The 20,808-nt window shown below is 46.4% G+C and carries 12 protein-coding genes, 1 tRNA gene and 5 pseudogenes; 12 read left to right on the top strand and 6 right to left on the bottom strand.

From position 1 onward, the window contains the following. Positions 1-110: 110 nt before the first annotated feature. Complete coding sequence (gene rsmJ, locus ACSBQN_RS16420) at positions 111-869, bottom strand: 16S rRNA (guanine(1516)-N(2))-methyltransferase RsmJ (protein ID WP_036409590.1); 759 nt, start codon at positions 867-869, stop codon at positions 111-113. Positions 870-872: 3 nt separating this feature from the next. After that, a complete protein-coding gene (gene prlC, locus ACSBQN_RS16415) occupies positions 873-2,921 on the bottom strand; it encodes an oligopeptidase A (RefSeq protein WP_032098634.1) in 2,049 nt (682 codons plus the stop codon). Between the two features lie 241 nt (positions 2,922-3,162). Here prlC and ACSBQN_RS16410 point away from each other — a divergent pair. From ACSBQN_RS16410 to ACSBQN_RS16395, 4 genes and pseudogenes are all read left to right on the top strand, one after another. Next, positions 3,163-3,257, top strand: a tRNA-Sec gene (locus ACSBQN_RS16410). A 164-nt stretch (positions 3,258-3,421) separates the two neighbouring features. Then, positions 3,422-4,630: a tyrosine-type recombinase/integrase gene (locus tag ACSBQN_RS16405; protein ID WP_434991754.1), complete on the top strand. Its 1,209-nt coding sequence runs from the start codon at positions 3,422-3,424 to the stop codon at positions 4,628-4,630. 409 nt (positions 4,631-5,039) lie between these two features. Then, positions 5,040-5,321 (top strand): hypothetical protein, encoded by a 282-nt coding sequence (locus ACSBQN_RS16400; RefSeq protein WP_434991753.1) that lies wholly within the window; start codon positions 5,040-5,042, stop codon positions 5,319-5,321. Then, positions 5,300-5,479: pseudogene (locus ACSBQN_RS16395) on the top strand (IS3 family transposase); the annotation flags it as partial. The gene ACSBQN_RS16400 and the pseudogene ACSBQN_RS16395, both read left to right, overlap by 22 nt. 163 nt (positions 5,480-5,642) lie before the next feature. Here the strand turns inward: ACSBQN_RS16395 and ACSBQN_RS16390 are convergent. Both ACSBQN_RS16390 and ACSBQN_RS16385 read right to left on the bottom strand, forming a co-directional pair. After that, positions 5,643-6,941, bottom strand: a complete 1,299-nt coding sequence (locus ACSBQN_RS16390; RefSeq protein ID WP_434991752.1) for a lysozyme inhibitor LprI family protein — start codon at positions 6,939-6,941, stop codon at positions 5,643-5,645. 497 nt (positions 6,942-7,438) lie between these two features. Continuing rightward, positions 7,439-8,128, bottom strand: a complete 690-nt coding sequence (locus ACSBQN_RS16385; protein WP_434991751.1) for a CPBP family glutamic-type intramembrane protease — start codon at positions 8,126-8,128, stop codon at positions 7,439-7,441. Positions 8,129-8,524: 396 nt separating this feature from the next. Here ACSBQN_RS16385 and ACSBQN_RS16380 point away from each other — a divergent pair, with 396 nt between their 5' ends. Then, the gene (locus ACSBQN_RS16380; RefSeq protein ID WP_434991750.1) at positions 8,525-10,054 is read left to right on the top strand and encodes a DKNYY domain-containing protein; all 1,530 of its coding nucleotides are present in this window, start codon (positions 8,525-8,527) and stop codon (positions 10,052-10,054) included. Positions 10,055-10,174: 120 nt separating this feature from the next. On the opposite strand, the pseudogene ACSBQN_RS16375 reads toward ACSBQN_RS16380, so the two are convergent. Continuing rightward, positions 10,175-10,453, bottom strand: a pseudogene (locus ACSBQN_RS16375) (recombinase family protein); the annotation flags it as partial. Positions 10,454-11,602: 1,149 nt separating this feature from the next. On the opposite strand from ACSBQN_RS16375, the pseudogene ACSBQN_RS16370 reads away from it, so the two are divergent. From ACSBQN_RS16370 to ACSBQN_RS16345, 6 genes and pseudogenes are all read left to right on the top strand, one after another. Further along, positions 11,603-12,421, top strand: a pseudogene (locus ACSBQN_RS16370) (AAA family ATPase); the annotation flags it as partial. A 4-nt stretch (positions 12,422-12,425) separates the two neighbouring features. Continuing rightward, positions 12,426-13,010, top strand: a complete 585-nt coding sequence (locus ACSBQN_RS16365; protein WP_434991749.1) for a 4Fe-4S single cluster domain-containing protein — start codon at positions 12,426-12,428, stop codon at positions 13,008-13,010. A gap of 219 nt (positions 13,011-13,229) precedes the next feature. Then, complete coding sequence (locus ACSBQN_RS16360; protein ID WP_434991748.1) at positions 13,230-14,156, top strand: radical SAM protein; 927 nt, start codon at positions 13,230-13,232, stop codon at positions 14,154-14,156. After that, positions 14,153-15,019, top strand: a complete 867-nt coding sequence (locus ACSBQN_RS16355; RefSeq protein WP_217542604.1) for a histidinol-phosphatase — start codon at positions 14,153-14,155, stop codon at positions 15,017-15,019. Before ACSBQN_RS16360 ends, ACSBQN_RS16355 begins: the two co-directional genes overlap by 4 nt. Before the next feature lie 71 nt (positions 15,020-15,090). Then, positions 15,091-16,146: a hypothetical protein gene (locus ACSBQN_RS16350; protein WP_434991758.1), complete on the top strand. Its 1,056-nt coding sequence runs from the start codon at positions 15,091-15,093 to the stop codon at positions 16,144-16,146. A gap of 893 nt (positions 16,147-17,039) precedes the next feature. Further along, positions 17,040-19,139, top strand: coding sequence for a capsular polysaccharide synthesis protein (locus ACSBQN_RS16345; RefSeq protein ID WP_434991747.1), 2,100 nt, complete (start codon positions 17,040-17,042; stop codon positions 19,137-19,139). A gap of 70 nt (positions 19,140-19,209) precedes the next feature. Here ACSBQN_RS16345 and ACSBQN_RS16340 read toward each other — a convergent pair. Next, a pseudogene (locus ACSBQN_RS16340) lies at positions 19,210-19,491 on the bottom strand (integrase core domain-containing protein); the annotation flags it as partial. Here ACSBQN_RS16340 and ACSBQN_RS16335 point away from each other — a divergent pair. Next, a pseudogene (locus tag ACSBQN_RS16335) lies at positions 19,484-20,647 on the top strand (IS91 family transposase); the annotation flags it as partial. The pseudogenes ACSBQN_RS16340 and ACSBQN_RS16335 overlap by 8 nt on opposite strands. Between the last annotated feature and the right edge of the window lie 161 nt (positions 20,648-20,808).

Below are 20,808 nucleotides of genomic sequence, written 5' to 3'. Positions count from 1 at the left end.
GAAAAACGTCACAGTGTCGAAGGGGGTATAACAAGCGTTACGGAAGTCTCACTTGTTGCCCCTTCGCGAAACGGGAACTGCCCTGTCCCCTTTTCAGATGTTATTCAGTGTTATCCCTCTGCTTTCACGCAGGGATAGATATCAAAACGATGGTTTTTGGTTTCAATCGCCGCAGCGGCTTTCTGCCCGGCTAACGGCTCCGCGTAATCCGGACGTTTCACCACCACACGACGGGTTGCCAGCGCCAGTGCAGGTGCCAGCAGAAGATCCGCATCCTCATCCGCGCCCACCAGCGACTGAAACACCCGCATTTCTTTCTTCACCAGCGCGCTTTTCTGCCGGTGCGGATACATCGGGTCGAGATAGACCACATCCGGCGGTGGTGTGATTTCCGCCAGCGCATCAATCCCGGACGCATGGATAAGGATCATTCTCTCCTGCATCCATCCCCCGATTTCACTGTCCCGGTAGGCCCGTTGTAAACCATCATCCAGCAATGCCGCAACAACCGGATGGCGTTCAATCATCCGCACATGACAGCCCAGCGACGCCAGCACAAAGGCATCACGCCCGAGACCGGCTGTCGCGTCCACCACTGACGGAAGATACGATTTTTTAATCCCGGCAGCCTTTGCCACCGCCTCACCGCGTCCGCCGCCGAAACGGCGACGGTGTGCCATCGTCCCCCCGGCAAAATCCACACGGATCCCGCCGAGTTTCGGTTCATCACACTTGCGCAGCTCCAGCCCTTCCGCCGTCAGCACCAGCGCCATCGGCGCGGTATCATCATGCTTCAGGCCCCACCGCGCCGCCAATACATCAAGGGCGCAGCTGTCTGCGCCCTGTTCACACTGTAAACGAATCTTCACGTATTACCCGTTGATTCCGTAGCCTTTTAACATCGCATCCAGTTCCGGCTTACGGCCGCGGAAGCGTTCAAACAGGACCATCGGCTCTTCCGAACCACCCCGGCTGAGAATGTTATCCAGGAAAGACTGACCGGTGACCGGGTTGAAGATACCTTCCTCGCTGAAGCGGGAGAATGCATCCGCCGCCAGCACATCAGCCCACAGATAGCTGTAGTAACCGGCTGCATAACCACCGGCAAAGATATGACTGAACGCATGCGGGAAGCGGTTCCACGGTGCAGCAGGCACCACAGAGACTTTCTCTTTCACGGACAGTAAGGTAGGCATTACCTGAGCACCGGTTGCCGGGTCATATTCCGCATGCAGACGGAAATCAAACAGTCCGAACTCCAGCTGACGCAGAATAAACATTGCAGACTGATAGTTCTTCGCTGCCAGCATATTGTCGAGCAGCGACTGCGGCAGCGGCTCACCGGTTTCATAATGACCGGAGATAAAGGCCAGCGCCTCCGGCTCCCAGCACCAGTTTTCCATAAACTGACTCGGCAGCTCGACCGCATCCCACGGCACACCATTGATACCGGAAACGTCCGCCACATCAATCTGTGTCAGCATATGATGCAGGCCGTGTCCGAACTCATGGAACAGCGTCAGCACTTCATCATGGGTAAACAGCGCCGGTTTGCCGCCGACCGGTTTGTTAAAGTTACAGGTCAGATACGCAACCGGTTTTTGCAGGGAATTATCTTTGTGGCGCATACGGCCGATGCAGTCATCCATCCACGCCCCGCCGCGTTTGTGCTCACGGGCATACAGATCCAGATAGAAACTGCCGCGTAATTCACCGTCCTTATCAAATAAATCAAAGAAACGGACATCCGGATGCCAGGTTTCCACCCCGAAACGCTCTTTGGCGGTGATCCCGTAGATCCGGCGGATCACTTCAAACAATCCGCTGATCGCTTTTTCTTCCGGGAAGTACGGACGCAGCTGCTCATCACTGACAGAGAACAGATGCTGTTTTTGCTTATCCGCAAAATAGGCCATATCCCACGGTTCGAGTTTATCAACGCCGTAATGTTCTTTGGCAAAGGCGGCCAGCTGAGCCACTTCCTGCTCACCCTGATGATGGGCACGCTCCGCCAGGTCATTCAGGAAATCCAGCACCTGCTGCGGGTTTTCCGCCATTTTTGTGGCGAGGGATTTTTCCGCGTAGTTTTTAAAACCGAGTAACTGTGCCAGCTCATGACGCAGCGCTAAAATCTCCGCCATCACACTGCTGTTATCCCACTTACCGCCGTTCGGCCCCAGCTCGGAAGCGCGGGTGCCGTAGGCTTCGCTCATCTCTTTGCGCAGCTCACGGTTATCGGCGTAAGTCATTACCGGCAGATAGCTCGGCATATCCAGGGTAAACAGCCAGCCCTTCTCACCTTTGGACTCCGCCAGTGCCTGTGCAGCGGCAACCGCGCTCTCCGGCAGACCGGCCAGCATGCTTTCATCGGTGATAAGCTTGCTCCAGCCCATGGTTGCATCCAGCACATTATTGCCGAACAGCGAACCCAGCTCAGACAGACGGGCAGAAATCTCGCCGTAGCGTTTCTGTTTCTCCGGTGGCAGACCAATGCCGGATAACTCAAAATCACGCAGTGAATTTTCCACTGACTTGCGCTGTGCCTGAGACAGTGACGCAAACGCCGGGCTGTTTTTCAGTGATTTATAGGCGTTATACAGCCCTTCGTGCTGACCCATCCAGGTACTGAATTCTGACAGCAGCGGCAGGCACTGTTCATAAGCTTCGCGCAGTTCAGGGCTGTTTTTGACAGAGTTCAGATGACTGACCGGCGACCAGACACGGGATAATTTATCCCCGGCTTCCGCCAGCGGTACACACACATTTTCCCATGTAAAATCAGGTGCATGACTCACTACCTGCTCTACCGTCTGACGATAATTATCCAGCGTTTCTTTCACCGCAGGCACAATACATTCCGGATTGATGGCAGAAAATGCCGGTAGCTGATTTTGGGTCGGGGTAAGCAAAGGGTTCATCATAAACCATCCTGTTGGCTGCTGGTGCACGTCCGCCACAGCGCACATACACATGAAAAATGAAAATCGAAACTCTCTATAAGATGGGGATACACACCGGCAAGTTCAATGATTTTTCGTGTTATTAAGCTGATTAAAAATCATTCCCGTAAAAAATCGCACGATACTGATGTACCTCAAAGGAAAAAACGAGAGAGAACTTTTGAATCCCTGCCGGAAAGCGTATACTGTGCAACCTCAAAACGGAAGATCATCGTCCCCGGTGGGGCGGCCGGACTTCAAATCCGGTTGGGGCCGCCAGCGGTCCCGGGCAGGTTCGACTCCTGTGATCTTCCGCCACTCAAGTTCAATATACCTCCACAAAACTCAATCAATCCCTTATAATACCTACTGTATATACACTTTCCAGTCTCCTGATGTCAACCAAGGTCAACCTACATCAATAGGTTTTTGGGGGCATATCAGGGGGCACTAAAAATTAACCCCAAAATGAGGTGCCCCCAATGACATTAACTGCCCGTCAGGTAGAGACTGCAAAGCCTAAAGAGAAGTCATATAAACTCTTTGATGGTGGTGGTTTATACCTTGAAGTTACAGCAAAAGGTTCACGCTACTGGAGAATGAAGTATCGCTTTGGTGGTAAAGAAAAAAGATTAGCTTTTGGTGTTTTTCCTACCGTGACACTTGCTGAAGCACGTGAAATGAGAAACCAAGCAAAAAAGGTACTCGCTGCTGGTGGAGATCCGGGAGAAGTCAAAAAAGAAGAGAAGGCGATTCAAAAGCTCAGTACAGGAAATACTTTTGAAGCCATTGCCCGTGAATGGCATAAATCGAAAGCCGATCGCTGGTCACTGCGTTATCGAGACGAAATCATTGATACCTTTGAAAAGGATATCTTTCCTTATATTGGTAAACGCCCGATAGCGGAAATCAAGCCGTTAGAGCTGCTGGAAACGCTGCGTAGGATGGAGAAGCGCGGTGCCTTAGAGAAGATGCGTAAAGTCCGTCAGCGCTGCGGAGAGGTTTACCGATACGCGATTATCACGGGTAGAGCTGAATATAATCCCGCCCCAGATCTGGCAACAGCGCTTACTCCACCGAAGAAACAACATTTTCCATTCTTAACCGCTGAAGAGTTACCTTATTTTCTGAAGGATTTGGCTGGGTATACAGGAAGTGTAATCACCAAAACGGCGACTAAAATTATTTTGCTGACAGCGGTACGGACACAAGAACTCCGTTTTGCCCGTTGGCAGGATATCGATTTAGAAAAAGGGATTTGGGAAATTCCGGCTGAAGTAATGAAAATGAAGCGCCCACATGTTGTGCCATTATCTAAACAGGTGATCGAGCTGTTTAACTCGCTCAAACCACTATCAGGGCATTATGAGCTTGTATTTATAGGCCGCAACGACCACAGAAAGCCAATCAGTAAGGAAAGCGTAAATCAGGTTATTGAGTTATTGGGATATAAAGGTCGGCTAACAGGGCACGGCTTCCGCCACACGATGAGTACGATTTTGCATGAGAAGGGATTTAATTCAGCGTGGATTGAAACCCAGCTTGCGCATATCGATAAGAATGCGATCCGTGGCACGTATAACCATGCTCAGTATTTGGATGGACGCAGAGAAATGATGCAGTGGTATGCAGACTACATGGATGAATTGGAGGGGAGTTTGGATAATGTTGTTAATGTGAACTTTAAGTAAGATTTAATAGCCATCTTTACGCCTGGACGTAAAGATGGCTATTGTGGTGTGCTTTATTTTTTATACAAATAAAATAGGTAAAGTATCTAAGTTGTATGGATGAAGATCTCTGAAAGTGAATGGGACTTTTTCGGGATAATTACGCTATATCCACCTTAAATAAGGGGGTTATAATTAAGCTAGCCCGTTTTGTTATGACTGACACATGTTGTCAGTGCCACAGGGTAAGATTTGCTTCAGATGTTATTTTGGGTCACCCCTGACAAGATTTAATTTAACAACATGATAAATATATAAAATATTCATTTCCGGAGCCATTTTGATTTAGTTTTCGTTGCGCCTTATAGTTACAAGGCTGTGTTTATATACAGCTAATTAATCTGAAATGTAATCACACAGGAGATTGACTATGAGTGGCGGAGACGGTAACGGTTACAACAGCGGTGCCCATGATACCGGCGGTAATATTAACGGCGGCCCGACCGGCATCGGCGGGAATGGCGGTTCAACAAGTGGTGGCTCAGGTTCCGGCAGTGGCTGGGGTATCAGTAATACACCGTACGGTGATATTTATCACTATGACCCGGATAAGTTCGGCGGGAGTAATTCCGGCAGCAGTAACGGCGGATCCTCATCATATGATTCTGATAAAAATCCGGAGGCCTGGCGGAGAGCTTCTTCGGGACACTGAAATCAGAATGTTTTTACCTTAAAAAATTCAGCAGCGTCAGAGAGCTTCGTCAGGCGGTGGAAAAGTATATCCACTATTACAACCATGAAAGAATCAAAGTGAAGTTGAAGGGCCTGAGCCCGGTGGAGTACCGGACCCAGTCCACACCGATGGGCTAATTATCACTGTCCAGGTTTGTGGGGTCAGTTCATTAGGGCGGGGAGCAGTCAACAGCTCTACACCTCTGGTATGATACCGAGTAATAAGTCAGTAAGTGAATAACACTACAGGTATAGTGATCATATTTAAAAAATAATCAAACAGCTCCTGAGATACTTTAATCTATTCACTAACATCTTTTGATATGATAAAAGACTCCGTATAATCATCACCTTCGAAAGAAGAAATAACATAATCAGCATTATTATATCTGAAGAAATACGGTTTTGACACGTCATACAAAGATAATATATTTTGAGTTTTCTTGTTATTTATATCTGTTTTCCATATACCATTTCCCTCACCAACAATAGCAAAGAAAAACTCATCATCTTTCCCCCATGAAAAATTATCTTTATAACTAAATCCAGTAGTTTCGTATTTTTTATTATTAAAAAAAACATTAACACCTATGTCAGGTCGGTTTTTTGGAAATAAATATACCCCTTCATAATCACCGGAAGCTACATGCCATCTGCCATCAGGTGATAAGGTATTACTTCGGCACAGTTTTTCACTACAATATCCCATCCAGTCATCACCCAGCTTAATTCCCCCTCTCTCTTTGTTAATAATATTAGCAATTTGTTCCTTATCGGTAATTTCACTAACTCTGGAATTAACCCACTCATCATCAACATCTGCACTCTTGATATTCTTAACACCTTTAAAATCAACCAGGTAATATTTATCTTCTCTCTTGTTACTTTCCTTGCTATATAAATCATGGACAATGTAAATTAATTTATCATCATTTTTATCTGCAATTCTTATTTCCGGATAACCATAGCTTTCACTATCATATTTAGAAATAACCACTGGCTTGCTGAGAAAATCAGATATTAAAACAAAATAAGAAAAACTATCATCTTTACTGACTTTAAAGAAAAAGAAAATATTATTATCGACATTTAAATGAGTAAGTAATTCCCATTTTCCAAATCTTATTTCTTCCTCTGCATCTGTATTTACATCAGAAACAGCCGACAGTTCCTTTACAGGCCACTGACTGCCATTAATTAAAAAACCCTCTTTATTTTTTGAATGATATTTATCAGGATCAACATAAAACTCAGAATCACCAAAACCATCCTCAACTGATTTAAAGTCAACCACTTTAGATAACAATAAATTTCTGTCGATATAAGTATTTTTTATACATTCATAATCACTTTTACACTTATCTCTTTTTCCTATCCACTCTTTTTGATCATTAATCAAAAAACCGACAGACAAAGTATTTAATCTTGCTTTTGAAAATAATTTATCCATCATATTATCAAGTCCGCTAAGATAAGGTTCATTACATATTTTCAATTCCGTAACATTTAATGAACCTGATGAACAATCAAATGCAGCAGCATATGAATAATGATTAAAAAACAAAAAGATAGCAGTAGATAGCATTATTCTATTTTTCACAACGTCATCCTTCTTGAAAAATTATTTCACATATATAACAACAATCATTGATATGATGCCTTTTAAAATATCATCATTATACAAAGGAAGAAATAAATTTATAAAAACAAACAGCCAAAAATACTCAAAACCAGAATCATTATATTTTTGTCTTTTGTATATATACACAGGAAGAAAAAGGAACCATATCCAAGATGGACAATAGAAACCATTTTCAATTAAAAACGACCTGTCTTTTATAAATAAAAAAATACAAACAAAAAAGACCAAAGAAGAAATATAAAACTTCATTTCCAAAACATCAAAAGGGGTGATGTTCCATTGGTAAAAAACAAAAAACAACACAATAAAAACATAAGAAACGACATATAATAAATATGGGGAAATCAATACCTTCAGATATATACTATTTTTTTCTCTGTTCATTGTAATCATTTATCCTTAAAAATAATAAATTGCGATATTTTTATAATTTAAAGTTAAGAATGAAATTAATGTTACTGATAATAGTCATAACTATAATTGTAACCTAAGCATTCAATTTTTTCATAAAAAATATTGAAAATAAAATGTAAAATAATTGGAAATAGTATACCTTTAGTTCTTATTCTGGACATTAATAATATAACCGATAGACTGAAAAATATAACAACACCTGGCAACCAAAATCCAAATGAAACATTATACGTATTATAAATAACAAAAAAGACAGTAGGGACAGAAAACAAAAATACTTTTGAGTATTTTTTTAAACTGTTAAACAAAACACCGAAAAATACAACATCCTGAACCATTGACTGAATAGCAAAAACAGATATATAAACAAGCACATTAGACACAGTCGTTGTTTCACCCATGATATAACGACTAACTTCTGCATCAATACCGGTTGCTTTTTTAATTAAAAACAAAATCAATATCATTGGCACAGCAAAAAAAAACAATTCTATGACTGTTTTTATTTTTATCACACCAAGTGATACAGGGGAACTTTCTTTGTTATAAAATAACAAAAGAATAAGAATAGCAATTAACTTAAGAAAGCTAATTATAAAAATAAGAGATTCACCAACTGAGTAAAAGTTGTAACTAATGAATGTTATTATGTATTCATCAGAATAAAATAACACAATAAGCATTGTGATACATAAAATAACCGATTTGCTAAAAAACCTGTAATTATTCATATAAATTACAACCCTAGATTAATAACATTAAACTCATTATATTAATACCCTTTCTGTACCACTAAAGAAAACGCTTAATTTTCTTAATCAACATAAAACCACTCTCATTAATTGTAAGAACCATGATGAGGTATCTTTTCACCATTATATTTGCGTAAAATTATATCTTAACCGGCCTCAAGTCCACTATTTTTAGAATAATAAAGCGATTAACGAAACTACACGGGGCAACCGGACAATATGATTACTGGCAATATAACGCACAAAAAAATAACATTCCCATGCATTATTTTAGCAAAAAAATACATTACTTCACTATCACGACGATTTCATAGGCTTTTGATTGGTAATATAGGTAATATAAAAATCTATTTTTGGTATATACAGGAGAGTACAATGTCCGAACCACAATTCCTGTTCAGTGAAATCCCTTTATCACGGGCGGCATTTGACCGCTGGCTGATATCTGTTGTTCCGGATACAGAGACATGGCCGGTTACCGCACCGCCTGTACAGGAGACAATAGTGGGAGACGCTCTGCTGTCGTACTTCATTGCGGCGGGTGATACACAGCGATGTCTGCTGCTGCATGATAAATCCTCCGGTACGCTGCGTTGTGCGTTGTGGCTGATTAATCAGGAACTGCGCCCGGTGATGATGCAACTGACGGCACTTCTTGCCACAACAGCACCGTTTATTGCAACCGGTAAAACAGGCAGCGCACAACTGGGAGAAAACATCTGCGGGACACTTCATCTTTCAAAAAATACAGCATTATGGGCGGATGATTGCCCGGATTTCTCTTTTCCCGACTGGGCACTGACATGGATTGATGGCTTGGGCGATGTGGAGGAGGATAGTGATAAACCCTGGATTGACAGTAAATTATATAACAGGATGAAGCGCCGTTATAACCACTATCTGCGTAATGCCACACCGGAGAACCGGATACCGCTGAAAAAGACAGAACTGTATTTGTCCGACGGTACGTATGTGGTGAATTTTCAGGGAAAACGTGTACAGGGCGCAAATCCGCTGACTTTCCGATGCATAGCCAACGACGGTATGACATCCATTTACACCGATGGCAAGGGGATTTGGATCGACTGCTTTTATACCCGCGAAGAACGGCGGCAACTGGCAACCCAGCTGGAAGAAGGAGATTTTGAGGTCTGGCAGGAAGATTATGATACACCATTTCTTCTGCGCATCCGTGATAAAGCCTGGTTTCTGGGGCACAACGGACCGGGCCGGGGCTTTGAATTACAGTTTTTACCCGTTGATGGTATAAGTTTCCGCCAGATAACGTGGGGTGCATTTGCGGATAAAGATTATTTCTATATGCTGGACAGCGGAAATGGCGGTCTCGCGGTAGTGCCGGGGATTGATACCAAAACTGTCCGTCCTTTTGATGATCTGTTCTTTTTTGCCGGAAATCAGGTGTATTCACGCGGTAAATTGTTACCGGAAGCTGACGCAGGCTCATTCCGGACGCTGGGAGCGGGTTATTATGCAGATAATCGTCATGTCTGGCACTTCACTACACCGAAACCCGGCATTGACCCTGCAACATTTGAATGGCTGGATGAATATAACGGGTTGGCAAAAGATGCAAGCCATGTATTTATGAATGAAATCGATTTTCCTGAAGCGGACGTACAGACTGTCACCCTGGTAACTGGTGGTTTGTTTTTGCTGTGGCGCGACAAAAATCATATCTGGTATAAAGATCAGATGCTTGAAGGCGCCGACGTCAGCCATAATACCCCCTATCCATGGCGCGGGACAATGTATTGTCAGATTGGTGATCAGATCTGGTTTGCTCAGGAACGACTTAACGGTGCAGATCCGGAGAGCTTTTTCGTTACCGGTTGGGAAGAAGCAGAAGATAAATACGGAGCATGGTACCGGACTACGAGGTTGTAAGATCCACCATAGGAAATTGAAACTATGCAGACAGGGCGAAGCAGACTATTAAAATACGTCTGATGAACTGAGCATTCGGGCAGCATACAGACACTATAAACCGGATATTCAAAATATATATCAGGTGCCTGAGCTGAGTTTAACAACCCGTATAACAGTCCGTTCAGAAACACCACACAACCTCGCGGTATCACGGATACTCTGTCTGTTTTTGACCCGGAGTTCGGTGATTTTTTTATGCAGTTGCTCATCAGCCCGGCGTCCCCGGTATTTTCCGGCTGCTTTCGCTTTCACAATACCCTCTTTCTGCCGGCGGCGGCGATCCTCATAGTCTTTGCGGGCAATCGCGGCCAGCATATCAAGCATCATCCCGTTAACCGCCTTAAGCATTGCCCGGGTAGCCTTGCGCAGCGGATTGTAGTTCAATCTGTTCTAGCGTTTCAATCCCGACGACCAGGAGCAGGATGCTCGCCCTTACCCTGATGCCACACAGGAGAGAAGTAAATGAGTTCAGCTCTGTTGACTTGGCAGGAAGATTTTCGCCGTGAATGCGGCATACGGCGCGGTGTTATATTGCATGGCAACACGGGTGATTTGACATCTGATCCCGACGCGCCAGGACAATGGACAGCTTTGCCTATTGCATTGATGAGCCTTCTGCGTCAGCGTGGATACCAGCATGTAGTTTTCTGGAACCGCGTCAATGGTGTCAGCGGCGTTGATGCGAGGACTTGGGGGGAATTGCAAAGCTCCGTTACACCACATGCCGTGAAAGCCAGCGCCTCCGAGGGGAGCGCCTATGATATAGGCGAATTGCCGCCTACTTCGATGTCGAGCCCCGTATCTAGCGGTATTTCGGCAAGCGCGGACGACTTGCTGACCGTTGCTGCGCAGTGGTTGCAGCAACCGCGTGGGGAAAAACCGGTAGCTTTTGTTCTGGACTGGACGCAATATTTGTTTGGTAGCGTCAATTCATTGAGTGAGAACGAGCGCGGATGGCTTCTGCGCTTAGGGCAAGCGACCCGAGATGCCGCTGTAGTTCGCAATCCTGAAAGCATTAACCAGCCTCAATCACTGCTAGTGCTACTGTGCGGGGGGGTGAACGTATTGCCACCATCACTCTATCTGAACAATCCACTATTTAAGGAGATAGCAATTCCCTTGCCGACTAGGCAGATTCGAGAGTTTGCTGTACTGGGTTTGAAAGAAGTGTTTCGGTTGCAGCCTACTTTGCAGCAAGGAGGGCGTGAATTGGCTGATTTCGTGGACGGTTTGGAAGGTCAGAGTATCCGCGATATTCATAATCTCGCAAGACTTTCACGACAGGAAACTGAAGTCTCTAGTGCCTTATCTTTGCTCAATCTTTATCGCCACGGACGCAGACACAGTCCTTGGGAGCAACTGGATCATAAGAAACTTCAGACCATTGTCGAAACCTTGGGGCGGCGGGTTAAAGGGCAAGGTGAAGCCATCGAGTCTGTAAGACGCATCCTCGTGCGTGCCTTTACTGGACTATCGGGGCTTCAACACTCTTACAGGCAACGAACTCCCAAGGGAGTACTATTTTTTGTCGGACCTACGGGTGTCGGTAAAACTGAACTGGCAAAGTCTATTGCCGAATTCCTCTTTGGCGACGAGGAAGCTTGTCTTCGTTTCGATATGTCAGAGTTTAATCACGAACATGCCGATCAAAGGTTGGTTGGTGCACCACCAGGGTATGTGGGTTATGAAGCTGGTGGACAGCTGACTAATGCGGTCAAGCAAAGACCATTTTCACTATTACTATTCGATGAAATCGAGAAAGCGCATCCTCGTATTCTCGACAAATTTTTACAGATTCTTGAAGATGGGCGCTTAACGGATGGCAAGGGTGAAACGGTGATGTTTTCAGATACCGTTATCGTGTTCACTTCAAATATTGGCGCAACCGAAGTCAGTTATGAGTGTCAAGATGTGCGGAATGAATTCATCCAAAAGGTGCGGCAACATTTCGTGCAAGAGCTAAAGCGCCCAGAATTGTTGGGACGAATAGGCGAGGCTAACATTATTCCATTTAACTTTATACGTGACGATAGCTTCTTGATTGACATCGCTCGCTCCAAGCTGGAGCAATTGCGCAAAGGGTTGAAGGATAAATGGGGCGTTTCGGAATTGAAGTTTGTTAAGGAGGCCGAGATACTGGCCTTGCTGGTTAAAGATGTGGATCGCGGGACGGGTGGTCGCTGCGTCCCCAACGCGCTAACTAATAAACTGATTGATCCATTAGCCGATTTTCTATTTGAACAAATAGGTGGTTCTAATCAGATTCGAAGCAAAGTGATTGAGGTTCATATCGCAGGTGGCAACTTGATATTTGAGTTGGAGTGAAATTATGCATTACCTGAATATAGCATCTCGCTTAGCTTGCACCGAGGCAGAAGGGCCAGGGCGCAGAGCAGCCTTGTGGGTGCAAGGTTGCAACAAGCGTTGCCTTGGTTGCTGTAACCCTGGATATCTGCAGCTAGTTGAACGTGATCTTGTTTCGGCAGAATCTGTTCTCGAATGGTTGGAGAATGCGCACCAAACATATGATCTTGAAGGGGTGACCTTTCTCGGTGGCGAGCCCATATTGCAAGCACAAGGTTTGGCTGTCGTTGCACAAGGAGCCCAGTCGCTGGGACTTTCGGTGATGGTATTTAGTGGATATCCCCTAAAAGAACTAGATGAGTTGTGTTTACCAGGGACGGATCGGCTACTTAGATATACGGATGTTTTGGTCGATGGGCCTTATGACTCAGATTTGCCTGACAATAGTCGCCGATGGGCAGGTTCCTTGAACCAGCAATTTAATTACCTGACAGGGCGTTACGATATGAGGATTGAGAGTAGTGGAAACGTTGAACGTAATCTTGAAATTCGCCTGAGGGCAGATGGTTCAGTGTTTATAAATGGATGGCCAGAAAAAGTATCGCGCTGAATTATTTGGCGTTGACAGACGGTATTGGTTCGCATAGATTTCATCTCGCCATAGCAACCATGTGTAATTTACAAACAAATACCTATGCATCGGTGCAAGGTTTGATTGAGGCTTTTAATGCATCTTAATGGACACCTCCTATACATCGACATTACACAAATATGCGGCATTGGCTGTACCTTCTGTATGTATGCTGACAAGCACAAAGCGGGTATTAGCATGGAGCTATCAACGTTGGCACGGGAAAACCTTGCAAGGTTGATCAATTCCACGGAGGTCAAACGCATCTCCATCAGTGGTGAAGGCGAGCCACTCAACAATGCCAAAGTGTTCCACGAGATTCTCGGGTTGTCTGAAGGTGGCAAGAAATTCGAATTCATTACCAGTGGGTTCTATCGGCATGACAGGATGGAAGAGTTCTACGACACTACAAACCAGATTGTCTTGGACAATGGCGACACCTGCAACATCCGCCTCAGTGCAGACAGCCATCATATCGAGAAGGTTAAATGGCGGGCCCATGGTTTTAGTCTGGACTACCTGCGGCGTCGGCGACCGTCTGGGCTGAGTTTCTCGTTCCGATCTATCGACACCGATCGCGACTTCACTCGCGCGTACTTGAAGTCCGAACTGGCCCACTGGGGAGTTGAAGCAATCATTGAGCCAAGCAGTGTGCTGGAAGATGTACTGGTCGCGGATGGCGAGCGCTTCGGCATCGACTACAAGAACCTCGTTCACCCTGCTCCAGGAACTGCCCCAGGCTATCTGGATATGCTGGGCTACATCGAGGCGATCGAGTCAAAGGTTAACAAGCCTTTCACCTTCGGCAGCCTGAATAAATCTCCGCAGGCCAACGGTTTGGATGTCACGGTAAAGCCCCGTGGCGATATATACCTGTATGGCATCGAGAATCAGCGCTTGGGCAATATTCACTTTGACCGGGTCGACTGGCATAAGTTGGCCGAGCACGTGCGGGAAACACCGTTAACCCGAGCACTTTATACGCAACCCTTGACCGAGTTACTGGCGCGCCTTGATGACACAGAGCTGCTTCGTTCGATCATCGCCAAGGCGAACAACCCCTACTGGCTGGTTAAGGAACTGGCTGGTCATGCTAGGTTGCTCGAACAGTGGGACGCTGCATGATCGACTCACACACCCACACCTTTTATTCGAAACATGCGGTCGGCACTGTCGACGAGTTAGTTCGTGCCTCGATCGCCGCAGGCGTGACCGTCCTAACAATCACCGACCACGCGCCGTTCCCCGTGGATATGAACAATCGTCTGCTCGCATCCGAACTTGATAGCTACTTCGCTGACATCGAACGGGCGAGGGCGATTTATCAGGGACATATCACTATCCTGTGTGGCCTTGAGCTCGATTACATGCCGGGCACCGATGCTTTCAATCGCGAGCTGCTTGCTCGTTACCCGATGGACTTTGTTATCGGCTCAATTCATTACGTGGAAGTTCCAGATGAGGCGATGGTGAAGGTCTGGGAGCTGCCACGCCTTGCCGGACAGGCGTTTCTAGATCGTTACTTCGCCAATCTCGAAGGTCTGCTAGACAGTGGATTGTTCGATGCTGTCGGGCACGCTGACACCTTGCTGCGTGGCGTGCCGGAAGATATTTTCCTGCGCCGTTTCGAACCCTTGCTAACGCAGCTCGCCAGAAGCGGTATCGCATTTGAGCTCAATGCCTCAGGTCTTCGAAAGTCGAGCCTGGACCCTATAACGGGCAGGGAGGTCCAGGGCTTTTGGTCTCATCCGTCTCGGGAATTGGTGGCACAGCTTATCTCGCACGAGGTGCCTTTCACGGTTGGGTCTGATACCCATGACCCGAACGACGCTGGGGCGGGCATTGCTGAACTGCTAGAGGCCCTGAGGCCTTTGGGGCTGAAGAGCATTAGTTACTACGAGAGGCGCCGACGAATCGATGTCTCCCTCGACAGCCTGACGTTAACGGGCACACCAGCAACTTTGACAGCAGGACTTGAACAGCCTTGAACATGATTCCCCCCCAAAATTCTGCGCTATGGTCCGATGTACTTAAGAGCCCAGTTGATGTCCAGTTGGCGATGTTTCGTCAGGCTTCCGCTCAGCTCCGTGCGAATGATGTGAAAACTGGATTCCGCGTGTTCGCTGCTGAGCTGTTTGCACGTGACCTGATCAGCATGACCGAGTATGTATCGATTTTTGGCGGTACGGCCCTGCACTGCCTTACACCTGCCGAATCGGGAGTGTTCCGCGATATGGCCACGGGCAGCGATGCCACAGCACTGGCTGGAATCTACAGCCGTGCTAAATACGGCGGTGTGCATGACATCCGGTATCTCGCAAGACAACTTATCGACTACCTCTGTGGCGAGCTGGATAGGCCTGACTCGCAATGGTCATACCTGTTCCAGAACGCCAAGGTCTGTGGTGACAACGTAGTGATGATGACCACTGGTTGGCGCAACGTGCCGTCCACGGCGAACGTGCTCTATGAGTTCGTGGTCGAGGAGGTCAACATCAAACTGGCGCATATGGGGTTGCCGACCATCATCAACGTCAAGCTACCCAGGATTGCGCCGCCCTGCGAGGACTACGCCAGCCTTAGCACTGAGGAGCGGGAGAGAGTCAATCTGGTCCAAGACCACGTCATTCCGGCTGAAAATTTCTATCGCTGGAGTGGTGTGCATGTGATCTTCGGCGACGATGTGTTGGTCACTGGATCTACCGCCGACAAAGTGCTTTATGAATCTATGCGTAACGGTGCAAAGTCGTTTCGCGCAATCTATCCAGTAGCGATTAATCCCCGTGTGGCGCTCGGCGATGCTTCAGTTGAGGATCGACTGAATGGCGTAGCGGTCAAGCAGCGGCTGGATGAAACCGTAGCGGAACTGTTGTCTGCGCGGGACTACCAACCAATCCTGCGCACATTGCGCCTGTTATTCGGGGAGGAAAACCGCGAGTCGCTTGCAGCATTCCTGCCGAAGGTGCCTGCGCCGACCTGGCTGCGTCTTTACAAGTCAGCCTTGGGTAACGAGTTTCTAAGTCAGCCGCAATGTGCTCCTTCCTTGGTGTTACTGAGGGAGTACCTGACAAATGGCGGGTTGTTAAGTGTCAATGGAAGGGCGATTTACCCGTGAACAGCTGCCTTGAGGCTTATTGATCAAATTGTTCCTACACATAGAGGCTGATTGTGGCTGTTGGCTGGGAGAGAGCGAGCGGCTGATTGGCACCGTTAGTTAATGTGTAGGGGGCAGTGTTACTGCGCTTGCGCGCAGATGAATTTTGCACTCACTGACATCACTCAGGTTTAATTGCTGAGTTATTACCTCATGAATGGTCGGAGTTCTACGGTGAGGGGATGCGTGGGCAATGTACAACCATGCGGGCACGCGCGTCGGTAGTGAGCCGAACTCGAGCTCAATACGTACTAAATCGAATACTTCAGTCGTTCGTCCGCTCGGAGTCCAAGCGAGCGGAGCAGTGCGATGATCAGGCTGCGTAACTTCGAGAGGACATTCGAGCTCCATATTTATAGTTCCGGGGTAACAGTCTACGACCTCGGGGAACCCTTGGCTGATCAGTGGCAACTGGCGAGCGAGGGTTCCCTGCGCCACTCCTAGACCGGGCACTATCCGTGCTTTGAGCGAATGGATTCGCTCAGTTTCGGGGATTGTGGCTAACAACTCGTGGAGATTGTCCAATAGTGCCTCAGTTGAGAATGCATTCATATCCTTCTTGTCGGCGTGCGGAATTTGACCAACGTCTTGCCGACTATAGAAAATCCGAGCCAAAGGTGGTGTCTAGTTCAGTTTGATGATATGTATCACCGAATTCTGAAATTTGCAACGGCGTGCGAGATTTTATTATGGGTAATCTTTTGGCAGAACTCAAGACCACATATGATCGTTCGACTGCAAAAACAAGCCCGCATTATTCATCACGAAATTTGATCGTCATGGACTGTGTAACTACCCGCAAACGTCGACTTATCGGTCGGAAAAACTATCCTAACAAACGGAACCAGCTCTAAATGAAGACTCTATTGCTCGTGCTTAGTAAGCTGCTGATACGGCTTCTTGATTTGTCAGTCGTATTCAAAAAACTGCTTACGAAAAAAAATAGCAACGTCAGGCATATTGTTTTCGTTAACTGGAATGGTAAGTACGGTGACGCTATCGCCTCGGCTCCCATCATCGAATTCCTAACCGCTCACTGCGGTGTAAGAGTTAGTGTAATTACCAACGAATCACTGCGTGCGCTCTATTGCTCGGTGATAAAAGTAGATTCAGTTCACGTAATTGAGAAGAATTTTGGATGGCTTGATCTAGTTAAGGTTGCATTCAATGTAAAAAGGTGTGATGCAGTTGTCCCACTCTTTGGCAAGCTTGGGGTTAAGGATGTTCTGTGTGTTTTTCTCTTGAATCCTCGATTCATTTTTAGCACAGATAGCGCCTTAAAGATGTCAAACAAGGTATTCATAGATAAGTCGAAAAACAATGATATCTACGGCATATACCAGTCGATTGTTGATATGGCAATTGGTGGGAGCAACGTTTTGGCTGGAGCTTCATTTTGTGTAGAGAAAGACTGTTTCCCCCAAACCTATGATTTTCTGATCAACCCTTACGGGAGCCGGGAAGATAAGTCACTTTCTATCGAAAAAACAAAGTCTCTTATAAGTCACCTAGCTACGTCTCATCGTGATAGTAGTTTTGGAGTTATGTATTCTTCTAATTCTTTACTATCAGCCTCACGGTTGGTTGACGACTTGAGTTTGTCTAATGTTGAGCTGGTAAAAGGAATAACAAACTTTGAAAGCGTTATTCCGATTATTCGCAAATCAGGACTATTGATCTCTGTAGACACATCTCTTGTCCATGTTTCCAAGGTATTAAAAAAAGGGGTTGTCGCCATCTACCCTGAAACTAGATATTTCAATATTTGGCAACCGACAACAGATAGAAGCTTTGAAGTTATTCAGAGCAAAGGCTTGGTTGACTTTGGCAACATTAAGAATATGAATCAATTCGAAAACGCAGATGTCGATTATGCGCTAAACCGAATCAAGAACAGTGATAGGCTGGAAAATAAAAAAGTTGTTTTCTTGTACTGGCACTCTTCTAAAGAGGACATGCCTATCGGCCATGCGTTAAACATAAGAAATTTAGAGTCTAGGTTAAGTGACAGTGATTGGATTGTTATCGTTACTACGTCAGACAGACGCGCGCCTGATTACATTGAAAACTACATACCCCTCCCGCCATACTTTCATCAACTGATAGAGAAGGCTGGCGATCCTAGTGTTCAGCATGGAAATCATAGTGACATCATTAGGCTTAGGCTTTTAGAACGATATGGCGGTGTGTATCTAGATACAAGCACTATTTTTCTCAGGTATGACTTTGAAGAAGTGTCCTTATACAAGAAACTTATTTCTTCAATGGGTGCTTCCTTGGCTGGCTATACAAACGTGACATTTACTCGTAAGGATGAAAAAGGGTCTAATTACTTTGAGGAAGCAAAAGATGGCATTGAATTAGGCGTTTTGTTCGCAAAACAAAAGTCTAACGTCCTGCAGATTTTTAATTGTGAAATCGACAAGTACTGGAAGTGGAAAACATCCGATAGAGACTATATGGATTATCCGCCATTTAGAGAGTATGGGTTAGGCAAAATAAGTTTCTTGAATGAGTATCACGTCCATTACTCTATCTACCATCTTATCATTACTAGGCAACCAGAATTGCTTGGAGAGGTTGTAGTGCAGAGCATGCATAGAAGTGGTAAGGAAACAGCGCTTACGCATGGCCCTTATGCCATGTCGGATATATTCTGCCGTGGAAAAACTTCTTATGAGCCGGCTTCATCTAAAAAGATGTTGCAATGCTTTATTGAGGGGGATATGGACACCTGGGATGGCATATCAACCTCACTAGATGGGCGCATTGATATCTGTCAAGAAATAGAGTTTTTGGTAATTCCAGGATATTTGAGAAAGGAGTTGGAGCAAGAGTTTACTTGTCTGGGCGACTATTTAAACAAAAAAAGTCTCTATCGAGAATTCTATGGGTTTTTGGATGTTGAGGCCGAGCTAAATCACCGAATTTTGCGAGAAGCCCCTTCCTTTTAGGGAAGGCAGAGCAAAGCGGGAGATTGTAAATTTTTTTGTGTAACTGACGGTAAATCTCACTGTGAAGTGGTCAACTAATATTGGCCACGTCATTAGACTGTTTATAGAACAGCCGCTCTGATTCATTTGGGGTCAACCCTCCGTTATACCAGTGAGGCCTGATGTTGCTGTAATAGCCTGTGATGTAACGAATAATTCCGTGTTCTGCTTCTTTCAGGCTTCCATAACCTATTGAAGGCATCCATTCATGTTTTAAACTTCTAAAAAATCGCTCCATTGGACTGTTGTCCCAACAGTTACCTCGTCGACTCAGACTTTGGACTATTTGATAGCGCGGTAATCCCCTCGAAAAACACGGTGACAACGTCAGCCAGTGGACCCGCCTCTGTGTTGAACGCATGCTTACCTGTGGCACCTGCGCAATGGGTGTTAGCCGCTACTGTTGTGCCTCACCGGACTGCACCCACTCCCGCTTTTTCTGCCAGAGCTGCAAGTCAAAGGCCTGCAGCGCCTGCGGCATGAAGTCTACTGAGCAATGGATTGCTGAGCAGCAGCACATTCTGCCCGACTGCGAATGGCAGCACATCACTTTTACCATGCCACACCTGCTATGGCCGTTCTTTAACAATAACTGGCCCCTGCTCAATGACCTGTTCCGCTGCGCCACCCGCGCCATGCTCACTTGGGCACGTAAACAGGGTATTGAAGTCGGCATATTCTGTGCCCTGCACACCTATGGCCGCCAGCTCAATCAGCACCCGCATATCCACGTCTCCGTCACGCGGGGCGGTCTCGATGTTAAGCATAACGTCTGGCGAAACCTTTTCTTCAAAAAGAAAGCCGTAGAGCTCATCTGGCGGAATGCCGTTATCCGCCTGCTGCGCAGCAGCTACGCCCGCATCATGCCCGGCATGTTGCCGGGGTTAGGCCACATCTGCGACGAACGCCGGTGGCGCCGTTATCTGCAGGCACAGTATGGCCGGTACTGGAAAGTGTATTTTGCGAAAAAGACGCGGGGAGCGTGGCACAGCGTGAAGTACCTGGGCCGGTACCTGAAACGCCCGCCGGTGTCGGCTTCCCGCCTGCGGCACTACAGCGGCGGCGCGGTGGTTCATCACTATCTCGATCACCGCACAGGAAAGCATAAACGTCAGATGCTGAGCCAGGAAGAGATGATCGGGCGCTATATCAGCCATGTTCCGGCGCGCCATTTTAAGATGGTGCGTTACTCCGGGTTTCTGGCCAACCGTAAAAGGGGAACGCTGCTGCCACGGGTATATGAAGCGCTGCAGATGCAGGCGCGGGAAAAACCGGAGAAACCGGGATTCGCTGCGCTGATGAAAGGCTTCCTGGGCACAGATCCGTACAAATGTATCCTGTGTGGCGACCGACTGCGTTTTGCTGGCGCTCAGGCTGGTATCCATGCAACAGAATTACTGTCAGAAAGGCTGCGTGGAATGGAGAAAAAGCGATGGTTGCGAATGCCTGAATGGGATCAGTGCGCCTGAAAAGTGGCTTTCCGGTTAAAAACACATCAAAGACGGCATTTTCATATAGATAGTGATGAATAGCTGCATTATCAAAAGGATGATCCACCGTTAAATTCATGCTCAGGTGCGCCCAAAAGAAGCGATTCAATCTCCTAACCATGAACTTAAACATGTTAAAT

This window comes from Morganella sp. B601 (assembly GCF_051172335.1).
Lineage (GTDB): Bacteria > Pseudomonadota > Gammaproteobacteria > Enterobacterales > Enterobacteriaceae > Morganella > Morganella morganii.
The sequence above is the reverse complement of the archived record's forward strand: the minus strand, read 5'-3'. Positions and strand labels throughout refer to the sequence as shown.

What these genes read in the sequence shown, in the direction of transcription:
- prlC (WP_032098634.1), bottom strand. Translation starts at nt 2,921, where the DNA reads ATGATGAACCCTTTGCTTACCCCGACCCAAAATCAGCTACCGGCATTT.
- ACSBQN_RS16405 (WP_434991754.1), top strand. Translation starts at nt 3,422, where the DNA reads ATGACATTAACTGCCCGTCAGGTAGAGACTGCAAAGCCTAAAGAGAAG.
- ACSBQN_RS16400 (WP_434991753.1), top strand. Translation starts at nt 5,040, where the DNA reads ATGAGTGGCGGAGACGGTAACGGTTACAACAGCGGTGCCCATGATACC.
- ACSBQN_RS16385 (WP_434991751.1), bottom strand. Translation starts at nt 8,128, where the DNA reads ATGAATAATTACAGGTTTTTTAGCAAATCGGTTATTTTATGTATCACA.
- ACSBQN_RS16380 (WP_434991750.1), top strand. Translation starts at nt 8,525, where the DNA reads ATGTCCGAACCACAATTCCTGTTCAGTGAAATCCCTTTATCACGGGCG.
- ACSBQN_RS16365 (WP_434991749.1), top strand. Translation starts at nt 12,426, where the DNA reads ATGCATTACCTGAATATAGCATCTCGCTTAGCTTGCACCGAGGCAGAA.
- ACSBQN_RS16360 (WP_434991748.1), top strand. Translation starts at nt 13,230, where the DNA reads ATGGAGCTATCAACGTTGGCACGGGAAAACCTTGCAAGGTTGATCAAT.
- ACSBQN_RS16355 (WP_217542604.1), top strand. Translation starts at nt 14,153, where the DNA reads ATGATCGACTCACACACCCACACCTTTTATTCGAAACATGCGGTCGGC.
- ACSBQN_RS16350 (WP_434991758.1), top strand. Translation starts at nt 15,091, where the DNA reads ATGTTTCGTCAGGCTTCCGCTCAGCTCCGTGCGAATGATGTGAAAACT.
- ACSBQN_RS16345 (WP_434991747.1), top strand. Translation starts at nt 17,040, where the DNA reads ATGAAGACTCTATTGCTCGTGCTTAGTAAGCTGCTGATACGGCTTCTT.